Source organism: Paracoccus sp. Arc7-R13, assembly GCF_004010775.1.
GTDB classification, from domain to species: Bacteria; Pseudomonadota; Alphaproteobacteria; order Rhodobacterales; family Rhodobacteraceae; genus Paracoccus; species Paracoccus marcusii.
Genome location: NZ_CP034810.1, coordinates 1,876,501 through 1,899,468, shown reverse-complemented (window position 1 = coordinate 1,899,468; position 22,968 = coordinate 1,876,501). Strand labels below are relative to the sequence as shown.

Genomic DNA, 22,968 nt, shown 5'->3' with positions numbered 1-22,968 from the left:
CCTCAGGCGATCAGAAAGCCGGGTCCGGCGCGGGACAGCAGCTCCTCCGCCAGATCCGTTCCCATGGCCGCACCATCCGATGTCAGACCATCACGGACACCGGCGACGACCTCGCTGCCATCCGGGCGCAAGATTTCGCCGCGCAGCGTCATGCGGTCGCCATCCAGCGTAGCAAGCCCCGCGATGGGCGTCTGGCAGGATCCGTCCAAACGGCGCAGGAACGCGCGCTCTGCCTCGATCCGCAGTGCCGTCAGCGGATCGTTGATCGACGACAGCAGCATCGCACAGCCCTGATCGTCGGCACGGCGCTCGATGCCGATGGCCCCCTGTGCGACAGCGGGCAGCATCTCGTCCGGATCGATGGCGCTTTGGGCGACATGACGCATGTCCAGCCGCGACAGTCCTGCCATTGCCAGGAAGGTCGCCACGGCCACCCCGTCTGCAAGCTTCTGCAGGCGCGTCTGCACATTCCCCCGGAATTCCACCAACTGCAGATCGGGACGACGGTGTGCCAATTGGGCGCGCCGCCGCAGGCTGGAGGAACCAACGACCGCGCCCTGCGGCAGCGCGGTGATCGAGGCTACGTGCGGGCTGACGAAGGCGTCCCGAACATCCTCCCGCGGCAGCAGGCAGTCGATGACCAAGCCGTCCGGTTGCAGCGTGGGCATGTCCTTCATTGAATGCACGGCGATGTCGATCGCGCCCTCGGTCAAGGCCTCCTCGATCTCGCGGGTGAACAGGCCCTTGCCGCCGATCTGCGACAGGGGGCGGTCCAGGACGCGGTCGCCGGTGGTCTTGATCGGAACGATCTGGAACACGTCCTGCGGAAGGCCATGCGCAGCCATCAGGCGATCACGCGTCTCATGGGCCTGTGCCAAGGCCAGGACCGATCCGCGCGTGCCGATCCGAAGCGGTCGGGTGGGGGTGGGCATCTGTGTCATGCGCCACGGCATAGCCGCCGGGGCTGCGCTTGACAACGCCTGTCGCCTGACCTTCAAGGGGCGCAGGAGGCCCCATGACCAAACTTCTGCTGCGCGCCCTGGCCGGCGAGACACTGCCCACCCCGCCGATCTGGATGATGCGCCAAGCCGGGCGTTATCTGCCGGAATACCGTGCGACGCGCGCGCAGGCGGGCGATTTCCTGTCGCTCTGCTACAATCCCGACCTTGCCGCCGAGGTCACGCTGCAGCCGATCCGCCGCTTTGGCTTTGATGCCGCGATCCTTTTTGCCGACATCCTGCTGATCCCCCAGGCCCTGGGCGCCGACCTGTGGTTCGTCACCGGAGAGGGACCGCGGCTGTCCACCGTGACCAGGGCATCGGATTTGGCGCGGCTGAAACCGGCGGATCAGGTCGATGCGCAGCTGGCACCCGTCTATGAGACGCTGCGGATCCTGTCACGCGAACTGCCGCGGGAAACCGCCCTGATCGGCTTTGCCGGCGCGCCATGGACGGTCGCAACTTATATGGTCGCCGGCCGCGGCACCAAGGATCAGGGACCGGCGCATCTGCTGAAGGATCAGGACCGCGCGACATTCGCCGCGTTGATCGACCTGATCACGGATGCGACGATCCATTACCTGTCACGCCAGATCGAGGCCGGGGCCGAAGTCGTCAAGCTGTTCGACAGCTGGGCCGGCAGCCTGAAGGGCCAAGATTTCGACGACTTCGCGATCGCTCCGGTCAAGCGGATCATCGCCGCGCTGAAGGCGCGTCATCCCGGCGTGCCTGTCATCGCATTCCCCCGTGAGGCGGGCGAGCGTTATGTCGGGTTTCGGGCGGCGGTCGGAGCCGACTGCGTCGCGCTGGACAATTCGGTGTCGACCGATTGGGCCGCCCGCCACGTCCAGACCGAGGGCTGCGTCCAAGGCAACATGGACCCGCGGCACATGGTCATGGGCGGGCCCGAACTTGTCGCCGAGGCGCAGCGGATCACCCGCGCCCTACGCGGCGGTCCGCATGTCTTCAACCTGGGTCACGGGATCACGCCTGACGCCGATCCCGACAACGTCGCCCGGATGATCGAGGCGGTGCGCAGCGCCTAGCGCGCCACCGCCTTGGGATAGCCGTTCGCCCGCAGATCGTTCAGCGCGGCGATCAGGGCCTGCCGGTCGGTGAAGGGTCCCGCCATGATCAGCCGCAGCGATTTCGTCCTATCCGTTGTTCGCCCCTGCCCCGTCGGATAGCCGCGCGCGGCCAGCGCCCGCAGCACGATCATCGCGTTCCCCTCGTCGCCATAGGCACCGACCTGAACATACCGCGCCGACGCCGGGATCATCTCGGGTCCCGGCACAGCCACCGGCTTGGGCGCGGCGGCGACGGGCGCCGCAGGGGTCCGTGAGGTCGCACGACGGGCGGTGGCGCGCGGGGTCGCGGCAACCGTCGGCCGCGCCGCCGGGGCCGTCCTGACGGCTGCCGGGTCTGGCCGTGGCGGTGCCGCGGTCACTCCCGTGGTCAACGACGCCGTCGCGGTGGCCGCGCGCATGCCGGGACACAGCCCCAAGGTAGAGCCCTGCGCGGATGCCGACGGGTCCGGCTTGTAGCCAAGGCGCGCGCACAGCTCCGGGCTGCCCGAAAGGCCGGTGGCCTCGCGCAGCGTCGGCGCCATGGTCAGGGCATCCTGCAGCGCGGTGTGGATCGGATCGGGCACCCGCGACGCGGCCGGTTCCGCGCGGGTTTCGGCCGGGGCCGGGTCCGCGGTCCATTCGCCGGGGCGCAGGTCGCGCGACAGCTGTTCCAGCAGCATGGTTTCGACATCGGGCGGCGGTGCCTGGGTCAGTGGCAGCGCCCGTTCGGTCAGCGGGTCCGTGCGCCGGACGTCCAGACTGGGGGGAAAGCCGCACAGCGCCTGCCCTTGCCCATCCTGGCGCGCGGTCCAGTCGGTGCCGCTGCGGGTGAAGACGCAGCCGTTGCCGTCTATATACTGCGTCCCCGCGAAATCGGCGGGGGGCGGTGGCGTCGGAGCGGCCTGCGCCGCCCCGCCCAGCAAAAGCATCGCCAAGACCCGCAAGTGCCCGATCATCTGCCATCCATTCCGTTGTCCTGCCCCAGACCTAGCGCAGAACCGTGAAACGGCGGTTAACGGGCGGCCTTATTTCGTGCCGAACATCCGGTCGCCGGCATCGCCCAGACCCGGGACGATATAGCCGTGATCGTCCAGTCGTTCGTCCAGCGCCGCCGTGAAGATCGGCACGTCCGGATGCGCCTCGCGCATGCGTTCGACGCCTTCGGGCGCAGCCAACAGGCACAGGAAGCGCATGTTCTTGGCGCCGCGCTCTTTCAGCATGTCGATGGCCGCGACCGACGAATTGCCCGTGGCCAGCATCGGGTCCACCACGATGGTCATCCGCGCGTCCAGTTCGCGCGGCACCTTGCAGTAGTATTCGACCGGCTTCAGCGTCTCGGGGTCGCGATAGAGGCCGACAAAGCCCACGCGCGCGCCGGGGATCAGCTCCAGGATGCCGTCCATCAGCCCATTTCCGGCCCGCAGGATCGAGATCAGGGCCAGCTTCTTGCCCTCCAGCGTTGGGGCCTCCATCTCGCACATGGGCGTCTCGATGTGCATGGTGGTCAGCTCCAGCTCTCGCGTGACCTCATAGGCCAGAAGCAGGCTGATCTCGCGCAGAAGGCGGCGGAAACCGGCGGTGGACACCTCTTTTTGGCGCATGATCGACAGCTTGTGCTGAACCAGCGGGTGGTCGACGACGGTCAGGTGTTGCATCAGGCGAATTCCTTTTTCAGGCAGTCGCGGGTGGACGCATCGCAGAACGCGGCGTCGGCAGCCCACTGGTTGATCTGTCGGAACTCGGTATCGCCCCAGCCAAAGGTCGACGCAAGCCGATCGTATTCATGGCGCATCGTCGTGTGGAAGAACGGCGGATCGTCGGTGGACACGGTGACCCGAACCCCGGTATCGGCCAGCCGCGCGATGGGATGGGCGCCCCAGGACGGATAGACCCCAAGCGCGATGTTCGATCCCGGACACACCTCCAGCGTCACGCCGCGCTCGACCAGGTCGCGCACCAGCGCAGGGTCGTCGATCGCCTGCACGCCATGCCCGATGCGGGTGCAGCCCAGGTCCAGCGCCTGCCGGACGCTGTCGGGGCCGCCCCATTCGCCTGCATGGCAGGTCAGGCCCAACCCGGCCTCTGCCGCGCAGTCAAAGCTCCAGGCGTAATCGGTGGCCCGGCCGACCTGTTCGGCCCCGCCCATGCCAAAGCCGGTGATCCAGCCGCCCGCGGTCTCGGCAGCACAGCGCGCGGTTTTGCGCGCACGATCCGCGCCGAAGTGACGAATCGCGGTGACGATGCCGCGGCTGTCGATGCCATCCGCCCGGGCGCGGTCCGCGACCTCGGTCATCGCGGCCAGATGATCGCGCCAGGCCGACAGGTCCGCACCGCCGCAGAACTCCGGCGAGACGAACAGTTCCGCATAGACCACGCCCTCCTCGGCGCAGCGGTCCAGCACCTCGGCCAGCAGGCGGGCGTAGTCGCGCGGGCCGTTGATGACGCTGGTCGCGGCCTCGTAGCAGCGCAGGAAGCCCGGAAAGTCGTCATAGGCGTAATGCCCGCGCTCGTCGAAGACGCCGGACAGGTCGGCGCGTTTTTCCTTGGCCAGACCGCGGATGAAATCGGGTGGCGCGGCGCCCTCCAGATGCAGGTGCAGTTCGATCTTCTTCATAGGAATGATGTCCCGTGTCGGGGGGCGGGCAGCCCCAGATGCGCAACGATCGAGGCGCCGATATCCGCAAAACCCACCTGCCCCACGCCGCGCACGCCCGCGCCCCAGCCCAGCACGGGGGCGCGCTCGCGGGTGTGATCGGTGCCGGACCAGGACGGGTCATTGCCGTGATCGGCGGTGAAGATCGCCAGATCGCCGGGCGACAGCGTCGCCAGGAACCGGCCCGCGACACCGTCGAACCATTCCAGTTGCGTGGCATAGCCGGGAATGTCCCGCCTGTGGCCGAAATTGGTGTCGAATTCGACGAAGTTCGCGAATGTCAGGCTGCCGGGTTCGGCCTGGGTGCCAAGCCGGACCAGGTGTTCGGCCAGGGCCGCGTCATCGGCGCCCTTGTGCAGGCGGGTGATGCCGCGATGGCTGAAGATGTCGCCGATCTTGCCGATGGCATGGGTGACCCGCCCCGCACCCTGCGCGATGTCCAGGATGGTGTCGCCCGGCGGCGCGATCGCGAAATCGCGGCGGTTGCCGGTGCGACGGAACGCGCCGGGCTGGCCGACAAAGGGGCGCGCGATGACCCGGCCCACGCGCATCGCGTGCAGTATCGGTGACAGGTCGCGGCACAGCGCGATCAGGCGGTCCAGGCCGAACGCCTCCTCATGCGCCGCGATCTGCAGCACGCTGTCGGCCGAGGTATAGCAGATCGGCCAGCCGGTCTGCAGATGCCGGGCGCCGAAGTCGTCGATGACCTGCGTGCCAGATGCGTGGCAATTGCCCAGGATGCCGTCGGTCCCTGCCAGCTGGCAGATCCGCGCGGTCACGTCGGCAGGAAAGGCGGGGTCGGCGTCGGGGAAATAAGTCCAATCCCACGGCACGGGGACGCCCGCGATCTCCCAGTGGCCGGAGGGGGTGTCCTTGCCGTGCGACACCTCTGATGCCGCGCCCCACAGGCCGCGGGGTTCGGCGCCCAGACCCGGTGCATCCGCGCCCGAGGCCAGCCGCACCGCCGCCCCAAGCCCCAGCCCGTCCAGCACCGGCATCCGCAGCGGACGCGCCTGCGCGATATGCCCGACGGTGTTCGTACCGGTATCGGGGCGACCGTCGTTGAAGAAGGCGTGGGCATCGGGCGCGCCGCCGATGCCCACGCTGTCCATGACGATCAGGAACGCCCGGCTCATGCGCCGATCCGGTCGCGGATCAGTGGGCCGGGCTGGCCGTCGCCCAGGACATAGGCGGCCTGCACGGCGGCGATGGCTACCTGTGCCGCCGTGTCGTCGGCGGCGTGGACCATGCCCAGGGGGCGGTCGGGGCCGACCTCCTCTCCCAGCTTGGCCAGGCGGTCCAGGCCCACGCGGTGGTCGATCGCCTCGGCCGCGCGCACGCGTCCACCGCCAAGCGCCAGGACCGCGTGGCCAAGCGCGGTCACGTCGATGCGCCCCACGCGCCCGGCGTCTGGCGCGGGAATGGACAGGATCAGCGGCGCGCGGGCCAGATGCGCCTCGGGGCGGTCCAGCAGGTCGCGCGGTCCGCCCTGGGCCGCGACCATGCGGCCGAACACCTCGGCTGCGGCACCGCTGTCCAGCGTGTCGGCCAGACCGTCCGCGGACCGTCCCGCCAGCGTCAGGCATTCCGCCGCCAGCGCCAGCGTCAGGTCGCGCAGCGCCCCGGCCTCGCCCCGCAGGGCGCGGATCGCCTCTGCCACCTCCAGCGCATTGCCGGCGCTGCGGGCCAGCGGCTGATCCATGTCGGTGATGAAAGCAGAGGTGCGGCAGCCCGCCCCGTTCGCGGTCTCGACCAGGGCCTGGGCCAGCCGGCCGGCGCTGTCGGCCTTCTTCAGGATGGCGCCCGACCCCGCCTTGACGTCCAGGACCAGCGCATCCAGCCCCGCCGCCAGCTTCTTCGACAGGATCGATGCGGTGATCAGGTCGATCGATTCCACCGTCCCCGATTCGTCACGGATCGCGTACAGGCGACGGTCCGCAGGGGCCACGTCGCCCGTGGCCGCGACGATCGCGCAGCCGACGGTGCGCACGATGCGGCGGAAGTCATCCTCCGGCTGGTCGCACAGATAGCCGGGGATCGCCTCCAGCTTGTCCAGCGTGCCACCCGTATGGCCCAGGCCGCGACCCGAGATCATCGGCACGAACACCCCGCGCGCGGCCAGAAGCGGCGCCAGCACCAGCGACACCGTATCGCCGATGCCGCCGGTCGAATGCTTGTCCACCACCGGGCCCGACAGGTCCCATTGCAGGACATGCCCCGAATCGCGCATGGCGCGCGTCAGCGCCACGCGGCCCGCAGGTCCGACGCCCTTGGTCAGTACCGCCATCGCAAAGGCACCCGCCTGCGCGTCGCTGACCGACCCGTCGGCCAGCCCCTGCGCGATCAGCGCCGCGCCCGGCCCGTCCAGGCCCCGCCCGTCGCGGATCGCCGATATGACAGGACGCGGATCCGTCATGTGCGCGCCATGTGGCCCGCGTCGAACCGGCCGGGCAGCAGGTCGCCCACGGTCGTGTGCATCTGCGCGCCGTCGGTCGTGGCCAGCAGGACCGACACCTCTGCGGATGCGAATTCAGCCAGTTTCTGGCGGCAGCCGCCGCAGGGCGGCACGGGGGTCGGGCTGTCGGCGATGACGGCGACCTCGATCAACTCCGTCTCTCCGGCGGCGACCATCGCGGCGATGGCCCCGGCCTCGGCGCAGGTGCCTTCGGGATAGGCCACGTTCTCGACGTTGCAGCCGCGATAGACGGTGCCCGACGCGCCGCGGATGGCCGCGCCGACCTTGAATTTCGAATAGGGCACATAGGCCCGTTCGCGCACGTCGCGCGCCGCATCCAGCAATGACGTCGTCATGGTTCACCCCGTTCGATCTGGCCGCCAATCTGCGCCCGCGGGCGGGGTTGTGCAAGACGCGCGCGGGCGCGCAGAACCCCGCTGTTCCCCGACGTCAGAATGGTTTAACGGTAAACCAATTCCGAAACCGGAGGGGCGAAAGATGGAAGACCGCAGGCAGGACAGCGCAAGACAGGCCGCGCTGGATTATCACGAGTTCCCGCGACCGGGCAAACTGGAGATCCGCGCGACCAAGCCGATGGCCAATGGCCGCGACCTGGCCCGCGCCTATTCCCCCGGCGTCGCCGAAGCCTGCCTGGAGATCAAGGCCGATCCCGCAACCGCCGCACGCTATACCACCAAGGGCAACCTGGTGGCCGTCATCTCGAACGGCACGGCCGTCCTGGGCCTGGGCAACATCGGCGCGCTGGCCTCCAAGCCGGTGATGGAGGGCAAGGCGGTCCTGTTCAAGAAATTCGCCAACATCGACTGCTTCGACATCGAGGTGAACGAGCCCGATCCGGTCAAGCTGGCCGAGATCGTCTGCGCGCTGGAGCCGACCTTCGGCGCGGTGAACCTTGAGGACATCAAGGCCCCCGACTGCTTCATCGTCGAACAGATCTGCCGCGAGCGGATGAACATCCCGGTCTTTCACGACGACCAGCACGGCACCGCCATCGTGGTGGGCGCGGCCGCGACCAATGCGCTGCGCATCGCCGGCAAGCGGTTCGAGGACATCAAGATCGTCTCGACCGGCGGCGGGGCGGCGGGCATCGCCTGCCTGAACATGCTGCTGAAACTGGGCGTCAAGCGCGAGAACGTCTGGCTGTGCGACATCCACGGGCTGGTCCATGAGAGCCGCGACATCGACATGAACCCGCAGAAGGCCGCCTATGCCCAAGCCTCGGACAAGCGCAGCCTGACCGAGGTGATCGACGGCGCCGACCTGTTCCTGGGCCTGTCCGGTCCGGGCGTTCTGACGCCCGAGATGGTCGGCCGCATGGCCCCGCGCCCGATCATCTTCGCGCTGGCGAACCCGAACCCGGAAATCGACCCCGACGCGGCCCGCGCCGTTGCCCCCGACGCGATCATCGCCACCGGGCGCAGCGATTTCCCGAACCAGGTCAACAACGTCCTGTGCTTCCCCTTCATCTTCCGCGGCGCGCTGGACGTCGGCGCGACCACCATCAACGACGAGATGAAGATCGCCTGCATCGAGGGCATCGCCGCCCTGGCCCGCGCGACCACCGCGGCCGAGGCCGCCGCGGCCTATCGCGGCGAGACGCTGACCTTCGGCGCCGACTATCTGATCCCCAAACCCTTCGATCCGCGCCTGATGGGCGTCGTGTCATCCGCCGTGGCCCGCGCCGCGATGGAGACGGGCGTTGCGACCCGGCCCCTGGACGACATGGCCGCCTACAAGCAGAAGCTGGACGGATCGGTCTTCCGATCGGCGCTGATCATGCGCCCGGTCTTCGAGGCCGCGGCCACCGCCACGCGCCGCATCGTCTTTGCCGAGGGCGAGGACGAACGTGTCCTGCGCGCCGCCAATGCCATGCTGGAGGAGACGACCGATGTCCCGATCCTGATCGGCCGCCCCGACGTGATCGCCACCCGCGCCGAACGCGCGGGCCTGCCGATCCGTCCGGATGTCGACTTCGAGATCGTGAACCCCGAGAACGACCCCCGCTATCGCGACTATTGGGAAACGTATCACGGCATCATGGCGCGGCGCGGGGTCAGCCCCGACATCGCCCGCGCGATCATGCGCACCAACACCACCGCCATCGGCGCCGTCATGGTGCACCGGGCCGAGGCCGACAGCCTGATCTGCGGCACGTTCGGACAGTACAGCTGGCACCTGCAATACGTGCGCCAGATCCTCGCCCGCGACGGGCTGCACCCGGTCGGCGCACTGTCGATGATCATCCTGGAAGACGGGCCGCTGTTCATCGCGGACACCCAGTGCCACAACGACCCCACGCCCCAGCAGGTCATGGAGACGGTGATGGGCGCCGCGCGTCACGTCCGCCGGTTTGGCCTGACGCCCAAGATCGCCCTGTGCAGCCATTCGCAGTTCGGCAACACCGACAGCTATTCCGGCCGCAAGATGCGCGACGCCCTGGCGCTGCTGGACGCACGCGAGCCCGACTTCATGTATGACGGCGAGATGCATGTGGACGCGGCGCTGGACCCCGAGCTGCGCGAACGCATCTTCCCGACCTCGCGGCTGCAGGGTGTGGCGAACGTGCTGGTCTTTGCGGGCACCGACGCCGCATCGGGCGTCCGCAACGCGCTGAAGATGCGCGCGGGCGGCCTGGAGGTCGGGCCGATCCTGATGGGCATGGGCAACCGCGCCCATATCGTGACACCCTCGATCACCACGCGCGGCCTGCTGAACATGTCTGTGCTGGCCGGCACTCCGGTCACGCATTACGGCTGATTCGGCGACATTTTTGCAAATACTGCGGCGCGGCAAAGGAGGATTTGCTGCGCCGTTCTGTTTGCAAACACGATCGCCGGATTTCTGCTAATCAGCGCATGGTCACGCCGCTAACAAGGTTGCGCGACGCCCCCCTTCCTGCGTAACAAAACCCAGGTTCAGGGAGGGGAGTCCATGTCCTATCAAGATCTCTACGCGCGCTGGAAGGCCGATCCCGAGGCGTTCTGGATGCAGGCCGCCGATGCCATCGACTGGACCCAGCCCCCAAGCCGCGCGCATTTCGACCAGGGCCCCGCCGGGGAATGGTTCGCCGACGGCATGGTGAACACCTGCTGGAACGCCATCGACCGCCATGTCGCGGGCGGTCACGGCGACCGCCTGGCGGTGATCCACGACAGCCCGATGACCGGCAGCGTCAGTCGCCTGACCTATGCCCAGCTGCAGGACCAGGTGGCCCGGCTGGCGGGTGTGCTGGCCGCGCGCGGCATCGGCAAGGGCGACCGGGTCATCATCTACATGCCGATGATCCCCGAGGCGCTGCAGGCGATGCTGGCGTGCGCCCGGATCGGGGCTATCCATTCGGTCGTCTTCGGCGGGTTCGCCGCGCATGAACTGGCGGTGCGCATCGACGACGCCAAGCCCCGCGCGATCATCGCCGCAAGCTGCGGGCTAGAGCCGGGTCGCGTCGTCCCCTACAAGCCGCTGATGGACCGCGCCATCGACGAGGCCGCCCACAAGCCGGACTTCACAATCGTGTTCCAGCGCCCCGTATGCGCGGCCGACATGGTGGCGGGCCGCGATCTGGACTGGCGCCAGGCGGTAGCGGACGCGCAGCCTGCCGACTGCGTCCCGGTCGAGGGGAACCACCCGGCCTATATCCTCTACACCTCGGGGACGACGGGCCAGCCAAAGGGCGTCGTGCGCCATACTGCGGGGCATCTGGTCGCCCTGGCGTGGAGCGTGCCGAACATCTATGGCATCGGGCCGGGCGACGTGTTCTGGGTCGCGTCCGACGTGGGCTGGGTCGTGGGGCACAGCTATATCGTCTATGGGCCGCTGATCGCGGGCGCGACGACCGTGGTGTTCGAAGGCAAGCCCGTCGGCACCCCCGACGCGGGTACGTTCTGGCGGGTGATCGCGGATCACAAGGTCAAGTCCTTCTTCACCGCGCCCACCGCCATCCGTGCGGTCAAGCGCGACGACCCGGACGGCAGGTTGGTAGGAAAGTACGACCTGTCCGGCCTGCAGGCCCTGTTCCTGGCGGGCGAGCGCGCCGACCCCGACACCGTCACCTGGGCCGAGGATCGGGTCAAGGTGCCGGTGATCGACCACTGGTGGCAGACGGAGACCGGCTGGCCCATCGCCGCGAACCCCTTCGGTGCGGGGCTGATGCCCGTGAAAAAAGGCAGCCCGACCCTGCCCATGCCCGGCTACGACGTGCAGGTCCTGGACGAGGCCGGGCACCCGGTCGCACCCGGCACCCTGGGCGCGATCGCGATCAAGCTGCCCCTGCCGCCCGGCACCCTGCCCACGCTCTGGAATGCCGAGGATCGGTTCAACCGCGCCTATCTGCAGCATTTCCCCGGCTTCTATGAGACCGGGGATGCGGGTTACGTCGACGATGACGGCTATGTCTGGATCATGGCGCGCACCGACGACGTCATCAACGTCGCGGGCCACCGCCTGTCCACGGGCAGCATGGAAGAGGTTCTGTCCAGCCATCCTGCCGTCGCGGAATGCGCGGTGATCGGGGTCGCCGATCCGCTGAAGGGACAGGCACCCCTGGGCCTTTTGTGCCTGAAGAAGGGGGTCGAGACCGAGCATGCCCAGGTCGTGGCCGAGGTGGTGCGCATGGTCCGCGACCGCATCGGGCCCGTCGCGGCCTTCAAGACCGCCTGCGTCGTCGACCGCCTGCCCAAGACGCGGTCGGGCAAGATCCTGCGCGCGACCATGGCCAAGATCGCGGACGGTGAGACGGTCAAGGCGCCCGCCACCATCGACGACCCCGCCATCCTGGACGAGATCCGCCGATCCCTGGCCGGGATCGGCTATCCCGCCTAGTCCAGCGTCGCGCCCAAGCGGGTCATCAGCGGCACGAAGTCGGGAAAGGACGTGGTGATCGGCCCCGCGTCGTCGATGGTGACGGGCTGCTGGGTCGCAAGGCCCAGGATCAGGAAGCTCATGGCAATGCGGTGGTCCAGATGGGTCACCGCATGGCCGCCGCCCGCCACCTGCGCCGCGCCGTGAACGGTCATGGTGTCGCGCGTGTCCTCGACCGTGACGCCGTTCGCGCGCAGGCCCACGGCCATCGCGTCGATCCGGTCGCTTTCCTTGACGCGCAGTTCCGCGACGCCGTTCATCACCGTGGTGCCTTCGGCGAACGCGGCGATCACCGACAGGATCGGGAATTCGTCGATCATGCTGGCCGCACGATCGGCCGGGACGGTCACGCCCTTCAGCGGGCCGTGGCGCACCAGCAGGTCGGCCACGGGCTCTCCGCCCTCCTCGCGCGGGTTCTCGAAGGTGATGTCGGCGCCCATCTCTAGCAGGGTCACGTACAGGCCGTCCCGCGTCGGGTTCCGGCTGACGCCCGGCACGCGAATTTCGGACCCCGGCACGATCAGCGCCGCAGCCACCGGAAAGGCCGCACTGGACGGATCGCGCGGCACGGCCACGGGCTGCGGGCGCAGTTCGGGGCGGCCGGTCAGGGTGATCTTGTGGCCGTCAGGCGTGGTCTCGGTCCGGATCTGCGCGCCGAACCCGGCCAGCATGCGTTCGGAATGATCGCGCGTCGGTTCGGATTCGATCACCACCGTGTCCCCTGGCGCATTCAGCCCGGCCAGCAGGATCGCCGACTTGATCTGGGCGCTGGCCACGGGGGTGCGATAGGTGACGGGCACCGGATCGGCCGCGCCCTGGATGGTGATGGGCAGACGCCCGCCCTCGCGCGCGGTGATCTGGGTGCCGAATTGCGACAGCGGGTCCGTCACCCGCGCCATCGGACGACGCGACAGGCTGGCGTCGCCGGTGAAGGTCACGCTGATCGGCGTGGTCGCGACCGCACCCATGATCAGACGCACGCCGGTGCCCGAATTGCCGCAATCGATCACCTCGGCCGGGCTGGAGAAGCCGCCCACGCCCACACCATGCACCGACCATTCCCCCGGCCCGTGCTGCGTCACCTGCGCACCAAGCGCCTGCATGGCGCGGGCGGTGTCCAGCACGTCCTGGCCCTCCAGCAGACCGGTGATGCGCGTCTCTCCGACGGCCATCGCGCCCAGGATCAAGGCGCGGTGGCTGATCGACTTGTCCCCCGGCACCAGCGCCTCGCCCGTCAGGGGGCCGGTGCGGCGGGCGGTCATCGGACGGGGGTCTGCGGAATGCGACATGGGCCTACCTCGTGGTTTTGCCGCGCCTTTTAGCCCGCCCGGCGCGCCCCTGCCACCATCATCTTGAGGCCGGCGCCCCTGCGCCCTAGAAGGGGGCCAATCACGGATTGGAGAATCCCATGCAGGAACTGGACCGGCTGCGCGACCTGGCCGACCCCGAACGCGCCGCCCGCGCCAGTGCACGCCACAAGCGTGATCGAGAGACCCTGGGCATCACCCCCGCCGCCCTGGAGGAGGTCGTCGCCGAATGGCGCGCGGAACGCGATCTGGACGCGCGCATCGCGCTGGCCGAGGCGCTGTGGGACAGCGACGTCCACGAGGCCCGCCTGGCCGCCGCCCGCCTGCTGGTGCAGGCCCGGATGCGGCCCGACGACGCGGCCTGGGCCGCGATCATGGACTGGGCGCCGCAGATTGACGGGGCCGAGATCGACGATGCGGTGATGACCGCCGCCGCGCGTCGCGTGGTCGCCGATCCGACCCGCCTGGATCAGATCACGGCATGGGCCGGCAGCCGGAACCCGTGGCTGCGCCGGGGCGTGATGCTGGCCACGCTACCCTGGGCCAAGATGAACAACCCCAAACCCGAGGACCTGGAGATTCGGGAAAAGGTTCTGCAGCTGATGCTGCGCCTGGCGTCCGACCGTCACGGCGGCGTGCGTCAGGCGGCCAAGCTGTGGCTGCGCAACCTGGAAAAGCGCGACCCGGACCGCGTCGCCGTCTGGCACAGCGCCCATGAGGCGATGGCCGCGCCCGAACCGCAGCCTGAACCCCTGGCCGAGGACGCGCCGCAATCCGACGACGCGCCCCGCCCCGACGGCGATCAGGAGCGGTAGACTTCCAGCGTCGGCAGGTCGGTCAGCGGCACGCCCAGCAGCTGCAGTGCCGGCAGCGAGACCTGGCTGCCCGTGCCCGATCCCGACAGGGGCCGCAACTCGACCTGCGCCGACTTGCCCGTGGCGGGGTTCACGATGCGCCCCTGCACGGGCGCATCGACCAGGGGCGTCTTCATCCAGAACCCACCCTCGGACGGGTTGCCAAGCGATCCGACGGTCGTGCCAAGCCGCGTCTCGGCCGTGGCCGGGGCCTGGGCGGCGGCCACGCGCTGTTCTGGCGTCGTGGTGTCCAGCTGTGCGGGTGTCGCGCGTGCCGCGGGCCGGGGGCTGGGCGCGCGCGTCACGGCCGTCGCGGCCGCGGTCTGGGCCGCCGTCGCCTTGGGCGCTTCGGGCCGGTTCATCGTCGCAGCCATCTGGGTGCATCCGGCCAGCGACAGGCCCAGGACGGCAAGGGGGATCAGGCGCATCGGCGTCTCCTTCAATCATCGTTGCCGCAGATTAGTCACGCCAGCGTGGCAAGGTCCACCACCCGACCCACGAATCCCCGCCTTGTGACCGCAGTCCGGCGCGCCTAGATAAGGGGGATGGACATGCACCCGCCCCTGATCGACCCGTTTGCCCGGCCCATCACCTATCTGCGGGTGTCGGTCACCGACCGCTGCGATTTCCGATGCGTCTATTGCATGGCGGAACACATGCAGTTCCTGCCCAAGGCCGACCTACTGACGCTGGAGGAGCTGGACCGCCTGTCCACCGCCTTTATTGGCCTAGGCGTGCGCAAGCTGCGCATCACCGGCGGAGAGCCTCTGGTCCGTCGTGGCATCATGGGCTTTTTCCGCAACGTGTCGCGTCACCTGGGGAACGGCCTGGACGAGCTGACCCTGACCACCAACGGCAGCCAGCTGGCCCGCCATGCGGCGGAACTGGCCGATATCGGTGTCCGGCGCGTGAACGTGTCGCTGGACACGCTGGACGCCGACAAGTTCTCGGCAATCACCCGGTGGGGCCGCCTGCCCCAGGTGCTGGAGGGGATCCGGGCCGCGACCGCTGCCGGCCTGCGCGTCAAGATCAACGCCGTAGCCCTCAAGGGCGTCAACGACAGCGAGCTGTTCGATCTGGTGCAATGGTGCGGCGACGAGGGTCACGACCTGACCTTCATCGAGGTGATGCCTATGGGCGAGATGGGAGAGGAGGACCGGCTGGACCAGTACTGGCCCCTGTCCGACCTGCGCGCCCGGCTGGCCGAACGCTTTACGCTGCTGGATCTTGCCGAACGCACGGGTGGCCCGGCCCGTTATGTCAGGCTGGCGCAGACCGGACAAAGGATCGGCTTCATCACGCCCCTGACCCATAATTTCTGCGAAAGCTGCAACCGCGTGCGCGTCACCTGCACCGGAGAGCTGTTCATGTGCCTGGGCCAAGAGGACAACGCCGACCTGCGCGCGCCCCTGCGCGCCAGCGCCGACGACGAGGCCCTGCGCCAGACGATCCGCGCGGCCATCGCGCGCAAACCCAAGGGTCACGACTTCGACTATTCCCGCCAAGGCGTCGCAGGCCAGATGACCCGCCACATGAGCCATACCGGCGGCTGACAGGGCGCGCCTGCGGGGGGTCCGGAGGGCGCCAGCGCCCCCGGCCCTCGCGGGACGCAACCCTACTCGGCGGCGGCTTCCGCGGCGCGTGCCTCGGCGTCCAGGACCTCGGCCCGTTCCTCGACCAGCCGGACGATGTGATCGACCATCTGGTCGTTCGACAGCTTGTGGCTCTGCTTGCCGGCCATGTAGACCATGCCCGACCCGGCCCCGCCGCCGGTGAATCCCAGATCGGTCATCAGCGCCTCGCCCGGTCCGTTCACCACGCAACCGATGATCGACAGGCTCATCGGCGTCTTGATGTGCTCCAGCCGCTTTTCCAGCGCCTCGACCGTGCGGATCACGTCAAAGCCCTGCCGTGCGCAGCTGGGACAGCTGATGATCTGCACCCCGCGCGTCCGCAGGCCAAGCGATTTCAGGATCTCGAAGCCGACCTTGACCTCCTCGACCGGATCGGCTGACAGGCTGACGCGGATCGTGTCGCCGATCCCCATCCACAGAAGGTTGCCCAGGCCCACCGCCGACTTGACGGTGCCGCCGACGAACCCGCCCGCCTCGGTGATGCCCAGATGGATCGGCGCGTCCGTCGCCTCTGACAGCTGCTGATAGGCCGCAGCCGACAGGAACACGTCGCTGGCCTTCACGCTGATCTTGAATTCATGGAAGTCGTTGTCCTGCAGGATCTTGATATGGTCCAGCCCGCTCTCGACCATCGCGTCGGGACAGGGCTCGCCATATTTCTCCAGCAGGTGCTTTTCCAAACTGCCTGCATTCACGCCGATGCGGATCGAACAGCCGTGGTCCTTGGCCGCCTTGATGACCTCGCGCACGCGGCTTTCGTCCCCGATGTTGCCGGGGTTGATGCGCAGACAGGCGGCGCCCGCCTCGGCAGCCTCGATGGCGCGCTTGTAGTGGAAATGGATGTCGGCGACGATCGGCACAGGGCTCTCGCGGCAGATCTCGCGCAGCGCGCGCGTGGTCTCCTGGTCCGGGGCGCTGATGCGCACGATGTCGGCGCCGGCATCTGCGGCGGCGATGACCTGGGCCAGGGTCGCCTTGACGTCGTGGCCGTTGGTGTTGGTCATGGTCTGCACGCTGATCGGGGCATCGCCGCCGACGGGGACCTTGCCCACCATGATCTGGCGCGACTTGCGGCGCTCGATGTTGCGCCAGGGACGGATCGGGTTCAGCGACATGGCAGGCCTCCGGGGGTTCGCCCCTCAGATAAGCCATGCAGGCCGCAACGACAACCGCCCCCTCAGCGCTGCATCGCCGTCAGCACCGTTCCAAGACAGTCTCGGGGCAGCATCAGCAGCATCGGCCCCTGCACCCGCAGGCTGACCAGCCCCGTCGCCCGGTTCGAGGTGCCGACCCGCTGGCCCGGTGCGAAATCGATCCCGTCGATGGGCCATTCCAGGCCCTGGCTGCTGCCGCGCGCCGGTCCCATCGGGTACAGCGACACCCGCGTCCCGGGCATCAGCGGCAGGGTCAGGCGCGGCGGGCACAGCACGATCACGTCATCGCTGGCCAGCATGACGACGCGCGGAACGCCGGGCTGGACCATCACCGTCAGCGCGGCCAGCGTATGGTCCAGGCGCAGCCCCGCAAAACCCACCGCCATGACCAGCGGCGCGTCGATTCGTCCTAGGCATTTGGCGAAATCCGTGCTGTCCTGCTCGGCTACCTCCAGCACGCGGGCGGCCGGAACCGACCGCCGCGCCGGGTCCGAGATGCTGTCCAGGTCCCCGATCACCCAGTCCGGCGCGTGCCCCAGGGCCAGCGCCCGGTCCGCACCCCCATCCGCGGCGACCAGCAGGGGCGCGACCGACAGCGCCACCGACAGATCGGCGGGCGTCACCATGCCGCCGCCGATCACGGTGACCCCGCGCAGGTGGCGGACCGGTCGGGGCTGGTCCACCATTCCCGCCCTCAGCCCTTGCCGACGCCGCTGAAGACGCGCTTGAACGGCAGCGCCCACAGTACGCCAAGCGCGACATAGATCAGCAGCTCGATCCAGATCGGCTGGCGTCCGAACCGCCCGTCCAGCCAGTTCATCAGCGACACCGCCGCGACGACATAGGCGGGCATGCCGATCACCAGGATCAGGATGGACAGCCGCTTGCGGGTCTTCAGTTCCATGTCGTCTGGCTCTTTCCTCGGTATCCCCGAACGCGCCCCAAGGGGGTCCGGGGGACAGGATGTCCCCCGGCACGTCGCGGGACGCAATCAGTCGGCGAAGGGATCGGTCACCAGGATCGTGTCGTCACGCTCCGGGCTGGTCGACAGCATCGCCACGGGGCACTGGATCAACTCCTCGACGCGGCGCACGTACTTGATCGCGGCGGCTGGCAGGTCGGCCCAGCTGCGCGCCCCGGCGGTCGATTCGTGCCAGCCTTCCATCTCCTCGTAGATCGGGCGCACCTTGGCCTGCAGCGCGGCCGCCGTCGGCAGATAGTCATACGTCACGCCGTCGATCTCGTAGCCGGTGCAGATCTTCAGCGTGTCGAACCCGTCCAGCACGTCTAGCTTGGTCAACGCGATCCCGTTCACGCCGCTGATCGCGCAGGTCTGGCGCACCAGCACCGCGTCGAACCAGCCGCAGCGGCGCTTGCGGCCCGTGACGGTGCCGAACTCGTGGCCCCGCTCGCCAAGGCGCTGGCCGTCTGCGTCATCGAGTTCCGACGGGAACGGACCTTCGCCCACGCGGGTGGTGTATGCCTTGACGATGCCAAGGACAAAGCCGATCGCGCCCGGCCCCATGCCGGTGCCACTGGCCGCCGCCCCCGACGTCGTCGTGGACGAGGTGACATAGGGATAGGTGCCAAAATCGATGTCCAGCAGCGATCCCTGCGCACCCTCGAACAGAATCCGTTTTCCGGCCTTGCGGGCGTCGCCCATGATCTTCCAGACGGGCTGGGCATAGGGCAGCAGCTTGGGCGCCACCTCCATCAGCTTGGCCTTCAGCTCGGCGCGGTCGATCGGCGTGGCGCCAAGACCCGCGCGCAGCGCGTCGTGGTGGGCCAGCAGGCGGTCCAGACGGCTGTCCAGCGTCTCCTCGTCGGCCAGGTCGGCGACGCGGATCGTGCGGCGGCCGACCTTGTCCTCATAGGCGGGGCCGATGCCGCGGCCGGTCGTGCCGATCTTGGCCTTGCCGGCGGCCTCCTCGCGCAGCTTGTCTAGGTCCTGATGCAGCGGCAGGATCAGCGGCGTGTTCTCTGCGATCATCAGGTTCTCGGTCGAGATGGCGACGCCCTGCCCCGCCAGCTTGTCGATCTCCGAGAAAAGCGCCCAGGGGTCCAGCACGACACCGTTGCCGATCACGGCCAGCTTGTTCTCGCGCACGATCCCCGAGGGCAGCAGCGAGAGCTTGAAGACCTTGTCGCCGATGACCAGCGTGTGGCCGGCATTGTGACCGCCCTGAAAGCGCGCGATGACATCGGCGCGTTCCGAAAGCCAGTCGACGATCTTGCCCTTGCCCTCGTCGCCCCACTGGGCTCCGACAACCACAACATTGGCCATGAGCGATCCTTTTCGTTGTCCGAAGTTCTTTTCAGCCCGGCATTAGCGCATCGGGCACGGCGGGGAAAGCCGCTTTGTCGGGACCCTGCCGGGGGCGGCCGCCGGGGGCGCTTCGCCCCCCGGACCCCCGGAGGGTATTTGGTCAAAGAAGAAGCGGACGGTCTCAGTAATGCGGCGGGCGCTGGTCGGCCATCGCGACACTGCCCGCCGCATCAGCCTGACGCTCGGCCTCGGCCAGCAGCAGTTGATCCAGGCGGCGGGTGACGCGGGCAAGGTCGCGGTCCTGTCGGGCGATGACCTCGGACAGCTCATCCGTCAGCCGCGTCAGATGGGCCAAGGCCTCCTCCAGCTGATGCAGGCGGTCCTGCTGCTTGTCCATGTCGTCACCTTCCGTTACAGCGGCGCCTGAATATGGGCCCGAAAAGGCGACTGATACCATGGCAAAAGACAAGAAGCAGCCCCGTCCCAAGGCCGAGACGCCCAAGGGGTTCCGCGACTATTTCGGGCAGGACGTGACCGAACGGCGCGACATGCTGGACCGCATCGCGCAGGTCTATCACCGCCATGGCTTCGATCCGCTGGAGACGAGCGCCGTCGAGACGGTCGAGGCCCTGGGCAAGTTCCTGCCCGACGTGGACCGGCCCAATGCCGGCGTCTTTGCCTGGCAGGAGGAGGCGGTGCCCGGCGGCGGCACGGCGGGCGACTGGCTGGCACTGCGCTATGACCTGACGGCGCCCCTGGCGCGCGTCGCGGCGCAGTACCGCAACGACCTGCCCAGCCCGTACCGCCGCTTTGCGATGGGACCCGTCTGGCGCAACGAGAAACCGGGGCCGGGTCGGTTCCGCCAGTTCTATCAGTGCGACGCGGACACGGTCGGGTCGGCTTCGGTGGCGGCGGATGCCGAGATCTGCGGCATGCTGGCCGATGCGCTGGAGGCCGTGGGCATCGACCGCGGCGACTATCTGGTGCGGATCAACAACCGCAAGGTTCTGAACGGCGTCCTGGAGGCGGCCCAGGTTCGCGAGGATCAGGCCGAGGATGTGCTGCGCCAGATCGACAAGTTCGACAAGGTCGGTCGCGAGGGCGTGCTGGCCCTGCTGACCACGGGCCGCCTGGACGATAGCGGCGCGCGCATCGATGGCGTGGGCCTGTCCGAGGCGCAGGCGGGGCCGGTGCTTGCCTTCCTGGAGGCCAAGGGTGCGGACAACGCCGCGACACTGGACAACCTGTCGACCGCCGTCGGCGGATCGGCCATCGGCGCCGAGGGCGTGGACGAACTGCGCCAGATCGCCGCGATGCTGGCCGCGATGGGCGTGGCCGAGGATCGCGCCGTGATCGATCCGGCCGTGGTCCGGGGCCTGGGCTATTACACCGGCCCGGTCTTCGAGGCCGAGCTGACCTTCGAGATTCTTGACGAAAAGGGCCGCAAGCGGCAGTTCGGATCGGTCGCGGGCGGTGGCCGCTATGACGGGCTGGTGGAGCGTTTCACCGGGCAGAAGGTCCCGGCAACCGGGGTCAGCATCGGCGTCGACCGTCTGCTGGCCGCTTTGCGCGCCAAGGGTCTGGCCGGGGCCCAGGTCGCCGGTCCCGTGGTCGTGACCGTGATGGACCGCGACCGGATGTCGGATTACCAGGCCATGGCCGCCGATCTGCGCGCCGCCGGCATCCGTGCCGAGGTCTATCTGGGCAACCCCAAGAACTTTGGCAACCAGCTGAAATACGCGGACAAGCGCGGCGCACCCGTCGCGATCATCCAGGGCGGGGATGAGGCGGAACGCGGCGTGGTGCAGGTCAAGGACCTGATCCTGGGCGCGAAGATTGCCGCAGAAGCCTCTGTCGAGGAATGGAAATCCCAGCCCGCCCAGACCGAGGTCGCGCGCGCCGACCTGGTTGCCGAAGTCCGCAGGATCATCGGATGATCCCGAAGCAGGCCAAGCAGGCGGTCGGACAGCGGCTGCTGTCGCGGTTCCGCGACGCTGGTGCGACCGAGATCGCGCCCGACATCCTGCTGCCCGCGGGCGACCTTCTGGACCTGTACGGAGAGGACATCCGCGCCCGCGCCTATGTCACCCAGGACCCGATCCGTGGAGAGATGATGCTGCGCCCCGATTTCACCGTGCCGGTGGTCCAGGCGCACATGCAGAACGGCGCCGATCCGGCCCGCTACTGCTATCTGGGAGAGGTGTTCCGCAAGCAGGACACGGGCGACACCCGCCCCGCCACGCCGCGCGACCACGAATACCTGCAATGCGGGTTCGAGCTGTTCACCCGCGACCCCCAGGCCGATGCCGAGGTCTTTGCGCTGTTCCACGATGCGCTGGCGCCCTTGGGCCTGCAGGCGCGCATGGGCGACATGGGCCTGCTGCTGGATGCGGTGCGCGGCCTGCCCCTGACCGAGGCGCGTTCGGTGGCGCTGTTGCACCACATCTGGCGGCCGGGCCGCTTCGCGCGCCTGCTGGCTCGGTTCTCGGCCCCGTCGATCGCGCGGGAGTTTCCCGACGTCACCACGTCCTGGGCCGGGATGCGGACCGAGGACGAGATGATCCGCCGCATCGCCCGCCTGCAGTCGGACGTGGCGGTGCCGCCCCTGGCCCCGGTCTGGACCGACCGGCTGGAGCGTCTGTTCGCACTGCGCGCCCCGGCGCCGCAGGCGCTGTCGACGCTGGCCGACCTGGCCCGCGACATGCCCGCCATCGCGCCGGCGGTGGCCCGCATCCGCGACCGCCTGGACGCCATCGCCGCGCGCGGCATCGACCTGCAGACGGTGATCTTCGACGCCAGCCACGGGCGCACCACGATGGAATATTACGACGGCTTCACCTTCACGTTCCAGGCCGACCGGGCCGGATGGCCGCCGGTCGCGTCGGGCGGGCGCTATGACGCGCTGACCCGCGTGCTGGGCCGCGGCCGCGAGATCCCCGCCGTGGGTGGCATCATCCGCCCCGGCCTTGTTGCCGAACTGGAGGCGCAGGCATGATCCGTCTTGGCGTGCCGTCCAAGGGGCGGCTGATGGAACAGACCTTCGACTGGTTCGCCGACCGCGGCGTGCGTCTGTCGCGGGCCGGGTCCGACCGCGAATATGCGGGCCGGGTCGAGGGGGTCGAGGGCGTGTCGCTGGTCCTGCTGTCGGCCGGAGAGATCCCGCGCGAACTGGCCGCCGGCCGGATCGAGCTGGGCGTGACCGGCACCGACCTGGTGCGCGAAAAGCTGGCCGGATGGTCAAGCGACCTGGTCGAGGTCACGCCGATGGGCTTTGGACATGCCGACCTGATCCTGGCCGTGCCGGATTGCTGGCGCGACTGCACGGACCTGGACGATTTCGCAGCCATCGCGCGCGATTTCCGGGCCGAACATGGGTTCCGTTTGCGCATCGCCACGAAATATCACCGCCTGGTTCGCGCCTGGCTGTCCGCCCACGAGGTCGCGGATTACCAACTGGTCGACAGCCAGGGCGCGACCGAGGGCACGGTCGCCAACCTGACCGCCGAAGCGATCGCCGACATCACCTCGTCGGGCGAGACGCTGCGCGCGAACAACCTGCGCATCCTGGACGAGGCGCCGATCCTGCGGTCGCAGGCGACGCTGTTCGCCAGCCGCGCGGCGATGGGCCCGGCGATGGACGCGCTGATCGCCCGGCTGGTGCCGCCGCAGGCAGACCAGTCAGCCTAACCCCGCAGCACCCGC

Annotated in this window: 22 protein-coding genes; 8 read left to right on the top strand and 14 right to left on the bottom strand. The window is 69.0% G+C overall.

Annotated features, from left to right (window positions below):
- Window positions 1-2 precede the first annotated feature (2 nt).
- A complete protein-coding gene (gene hemC, locus EOJ32_RS09440; protein WP_127898386.1) occupies window positions 3-941 on the bottom strand; it encodes a hydroxymethylbilane synthase in 939 nt (312 codons plus the stop codon).
- 74 nt (window positions 942-1,015) lie between these two features.
- On the opposite strand from hemC, the gene hemE reads away from it, so the two are divergent.
- On the top strand, window positions 1,016-2,044 hold the full coding sequence (hemE, locus tag EOJ32_RS09435; RefSeq protein ID WP_127898385.1) for a uroporphyrinogen decarboxylase: 1,029 nt from the start codon (window positions 1,016-1,018) through the stop codon (window positions 2,042-2,044).
- Here the strand turns inward: hemE and EOJ32_RS09430 are convergent.
- From EOJ32_RS09430 to EOJ32_RS09405, 6 genes are all read right to left on the bottom strand, one after another.
- Window positions 2,041-3,021 carry an SPOR domain-containing protein gene (locus EOJ32_RS09430; protein ID WP_127898384.1) on the bottom strand — a complete coding sequence of 327 codons (981 nt, stop codon included), beginning with the start codon at window positions 3,019-3,021 and terminating at the stop codon, window positions 2,041-2,043. The genes hemE and EOJ32_RS09430 overlap by 4 nt on opposite strands.
- Window positions 3,022-3,090: 69 nt before the next feature.
- The gene (upp, locus tag EOJ32_RS09425; RefSeq protein ID WP_176695016.1) at window positions 3,091-3,720 is read right to left on the bottom strand and encodes a uracil phosphoribosyltransferase; all 630 of its coding nucleotides are present in this window, start codon (window positions 3,718-3,720) and stop codon (window positions 3,091-3,093) included.
- On the bottom strand, window positions 3,720-4,685 hold the full coding sequence (locus EOJ32_RS09420; RefSeq protein WP_205963214.1) for an adenosine deaminase: 966 nt from the start codon (window positions 4,683-4,685) through the stop codon (window positions 3,720-3,722). The genes upp and EOJ32_RS09420 overlap by 1 nt, the downstream gene beginning before the upstream one ends.
- Window positions 4,676-5,854 carry a phosphopentomutase gene (locus EOJ32_RS09415; protein WP_127898382.1) on the bottom strand — a complete coding sequence of 393 codons (1,179 nt, stop codon included), beginning with the start codon at window positions 5,852-5,854 and terminating at the stop codon, window positions 4,676-4,678. Before EOJ32_RS09415 ends, EOJ32_RS09420 begins: the two co-directional genes overlap by 10 nt.
- Window positions 5,851-7,134, bottom strand: a complete 1,284-nt coding sequence (locus tag EOJ32_RS09410) for a thymidine phosphorylase (RefSeq protein ID WP_127898381.1) — start codon at window positions 7,132-7,134, stop codon at window positions 5,851-5,853. Before EOJ32_RS09410 ends, EOJ32_RS09415 begins: the two co-directional genes overlap by 4 nt.
- Window positions 7,131-7,529 (bottom strand): cytidine deaminase, encoded by a 399-nt coding sequence (locus EOJ32_RS09405; RefSeq protein WP_045980818.1) that lies wholly within the window; start codon window positions 7,527-7,529, stop codon window positions 7,131-7,133. Before EOJ32_RS09405 ends, EOJ32_RS09410 begins: the two co-directional genes overlap by 4 nt.
- A 142-nt stretch (window positions 7,530-7,671) precedes the next feature.
- Between EOJ32_RS09405 and EOJ32_RS09400 the strand changes: the two genes are divergently transcribed.
- Together EOJ32_RS09400 and EOJ32_RS09395 are read left to right on the top strand one after the other, a co-directional pair.
- On the top strand, window positions 7,672-9,951 hold the full coding sequence (locus EOJ32_RS09400; protein ID WP_127898380.1) for an NADP-dependent malic enzyme: 2,280 nt from the start codon (window positions 7,672-7,674) through the stop codon (window positions 9,949-9,951).
- 174 nt (window positions 9,952-10,125) lie between these two features.
- The gene (locus EOJ32_RS09395; RefSeq protein WP_127898379.1) at window positions 10,126-12,012 is read left to right on the top strand and encodes a propionyl-CoA synthetase; all 1,887 of its coding nucleotides are present in this window, start codon (window positions 10,126-10,128) and stop codon (window positions 12,010-12,012) included.
- Here the strand turns inward: EOJ32_RS09395 and aroA are convergent.
- The gene (aroA, locus tag EOJ32_RS09390; protein ID WP_127898378.1) at window positions 12,009-13,340 is read right to left on the bottom strand and encodes a 3-phosphoshikimate 1-carboxyvinyltransferase; all 1,332 of its coding nucleotides are present in this window, start codon (window positions 13,338-13,340) and stop codon (window positions 12,009-12,011) included. The two genes, EOJ32_RS09395 and aroA, sit on opposite strands and share 4 nt — an antisense overlap.
- Before the next feature lie 119 nt (window positions 13,341-13,459).
- Here aroA and EOJ32_RS09385 point away from each other — a divergent pair, with 119 nt between their 5' ends.
- Window positions 13,460-14,173 carry a DNA alkylation repair protein gene (locus tag EOJ32_RS09385; protein WP_127898377.1) on the top strand — a complete coding sequence of 238 codons (714 nt, stop codon included), beginning with the start codon at window positions 13,460-13,462 and terminating at the stop codon, window positions 14,171-14,173.
- Here EOJ32_RS09385 and EOJ32_RS09380 read toward each other — a convergent pair.
- Window positions 14,161-14,640 (bottom strand): hypothetical protein, encoded by a 480-nt coding sequence (locus EOJ32_RS09380; protein ID WP_045999307.1) that lies wholly within the window; start codon window positions 14,638-14,640, stop codon window positions 14,161-14,163. The two genes, EOJ32_RS09385 and EOJ32_RS09380, sit on opposite strands and share 13 nt — an antisense overlap.
- 117 nt (window positions 14,641-14,757) lie before the next feature.
- Here EOJ32_RS09380 and moaA point away from each other — a divergent pair, with 117 nt between their 5' ends.
- Window positions 14,758-15,765: a GTP 3',8-cyclase MoaA gene (gene moaA, locus EOJ32_RS09375; RefSeq protein WP_127898376.1), complete on the top strand. Its 1,008-nt coding sequence runs from the start codon at window positions 14,758-14,760 to the stop codon at window positions 15,763-15,765.
- 62 nt (window positions 15,766-15,827) lie between these two features.
- On the opposite strand, the gene ispG is transcribed toward moaA, so the two are convergent.
- From ispG to EOJ32_RS09350, 5 genes are all read right to left on the bottom strand, one after another.
- Window positions 15,828-16,961, bottom strand: coding sequence for a flavodoxin-dependent (E)-4-hydroxy-3-methylbut-2-enyl-diphosphate synthase (gene ispG, locus EOJ32_RS09370; RefSeq protein ID WP_045980812.1), 1,134 nt, complete (start codon window positions 16,959-16,961; stop codon window positions 15,828-15,830).
- 62 nt (window positions 16,962-17,023) lie between these two features.
- On the bottom strand, window positions 17,024-17,686 hold the full coding sequence (locus EOJ32_RS09365; RefSeq protein WP_045980811.1) for a thiamine diphosphokinase: 663 nt from the start codon (window positions 17,684-17,686) through the stop codon (window positions 17,024-17,026).
- A gap of 8 nt (window positions 17,687-17,694) precedes the next feature.
- Entirely contained in the window at window positions 17,695-17,904 is a 210-nt protein-coding gene (locus tag EOJ32_RS09360) for a DUF2842 domain-containing protein (protein WP_045980810.1), read from the bottom strand.
- Window positions 17,905-17,991: 87 nt separating this feature from the next.
- Entirely contained in the window at window positions 17,992-19,284 is a 1,293-nt protein-coding gene (locus EOJ32_RS09355; protein WP_127898375.1) for an adenylosuccinate synthase, read from the bottom strand.
- A 163-nt stretch (window positions 19,285-19,447) separates the two neighbouring features.
- Window positions 19,448-19,663 carry a SlyX family protein gene (locus tag EOJ32_RS09350; RefSeq protein WP_127898374.1) on the bottom strand — a complete coding sequence of 72 codons (216 nt, stop codon included), beginning with the start codon at window positions 19,661-19,663 and terminating at the stop codon, window positions 19,448-19,450.
- 58 nt (window positions 19,664-19,721) lie between these two features.
- On the opposite strand from EOJ32_RS09350, the gene hisS reads away from it, so the two are divergent.
- From hisS to hisG, 3 genes are read left to right on the top strand one after another with little or no spacing between them, the layout of a single operon-like run.
- A complete protein-coding gene (hisS, locus tag EOJ32_RS09345; RefSeq protein WP_127898373.1) occupies window positions 19,722-21,203 on the top strand; it encodes a histidine--tRNA ligase in 1,482 nt (493 codons plus the stop codon).
- Window positions 21,200-22,261: an ATP phosphoribosyltransferase regulatory subunit gene (locus EOJ32_RS09340; protein WP_371705350.1), complete on the top strand. Its 1,062-nt coding sequence runs from the start codon at window positions 21,200-21,202 to the stop codon at window positions 22,259-22,261. Before hisS ends, EOJ32_RS09340 begins: the two co-directional genes overlap by 4 nt.
- On the top strand, window positions 22,258-22,953 hold the full coding sequence (gene hisG / locus EOJ32_RS09335; protein WP_127898372.1) for an ATP phosphoribosyltransferase: 696 nt from the start codon (window positions 22,258-22,260) through the stop codon (window positions 22,951-22,953). Before EOJ32_RS09340 ends, hisG begins: the two co-directional genes overlap by 4 nt.
- Window positions 22,954-22,968 lie beyond the last annotated feature (15 nt).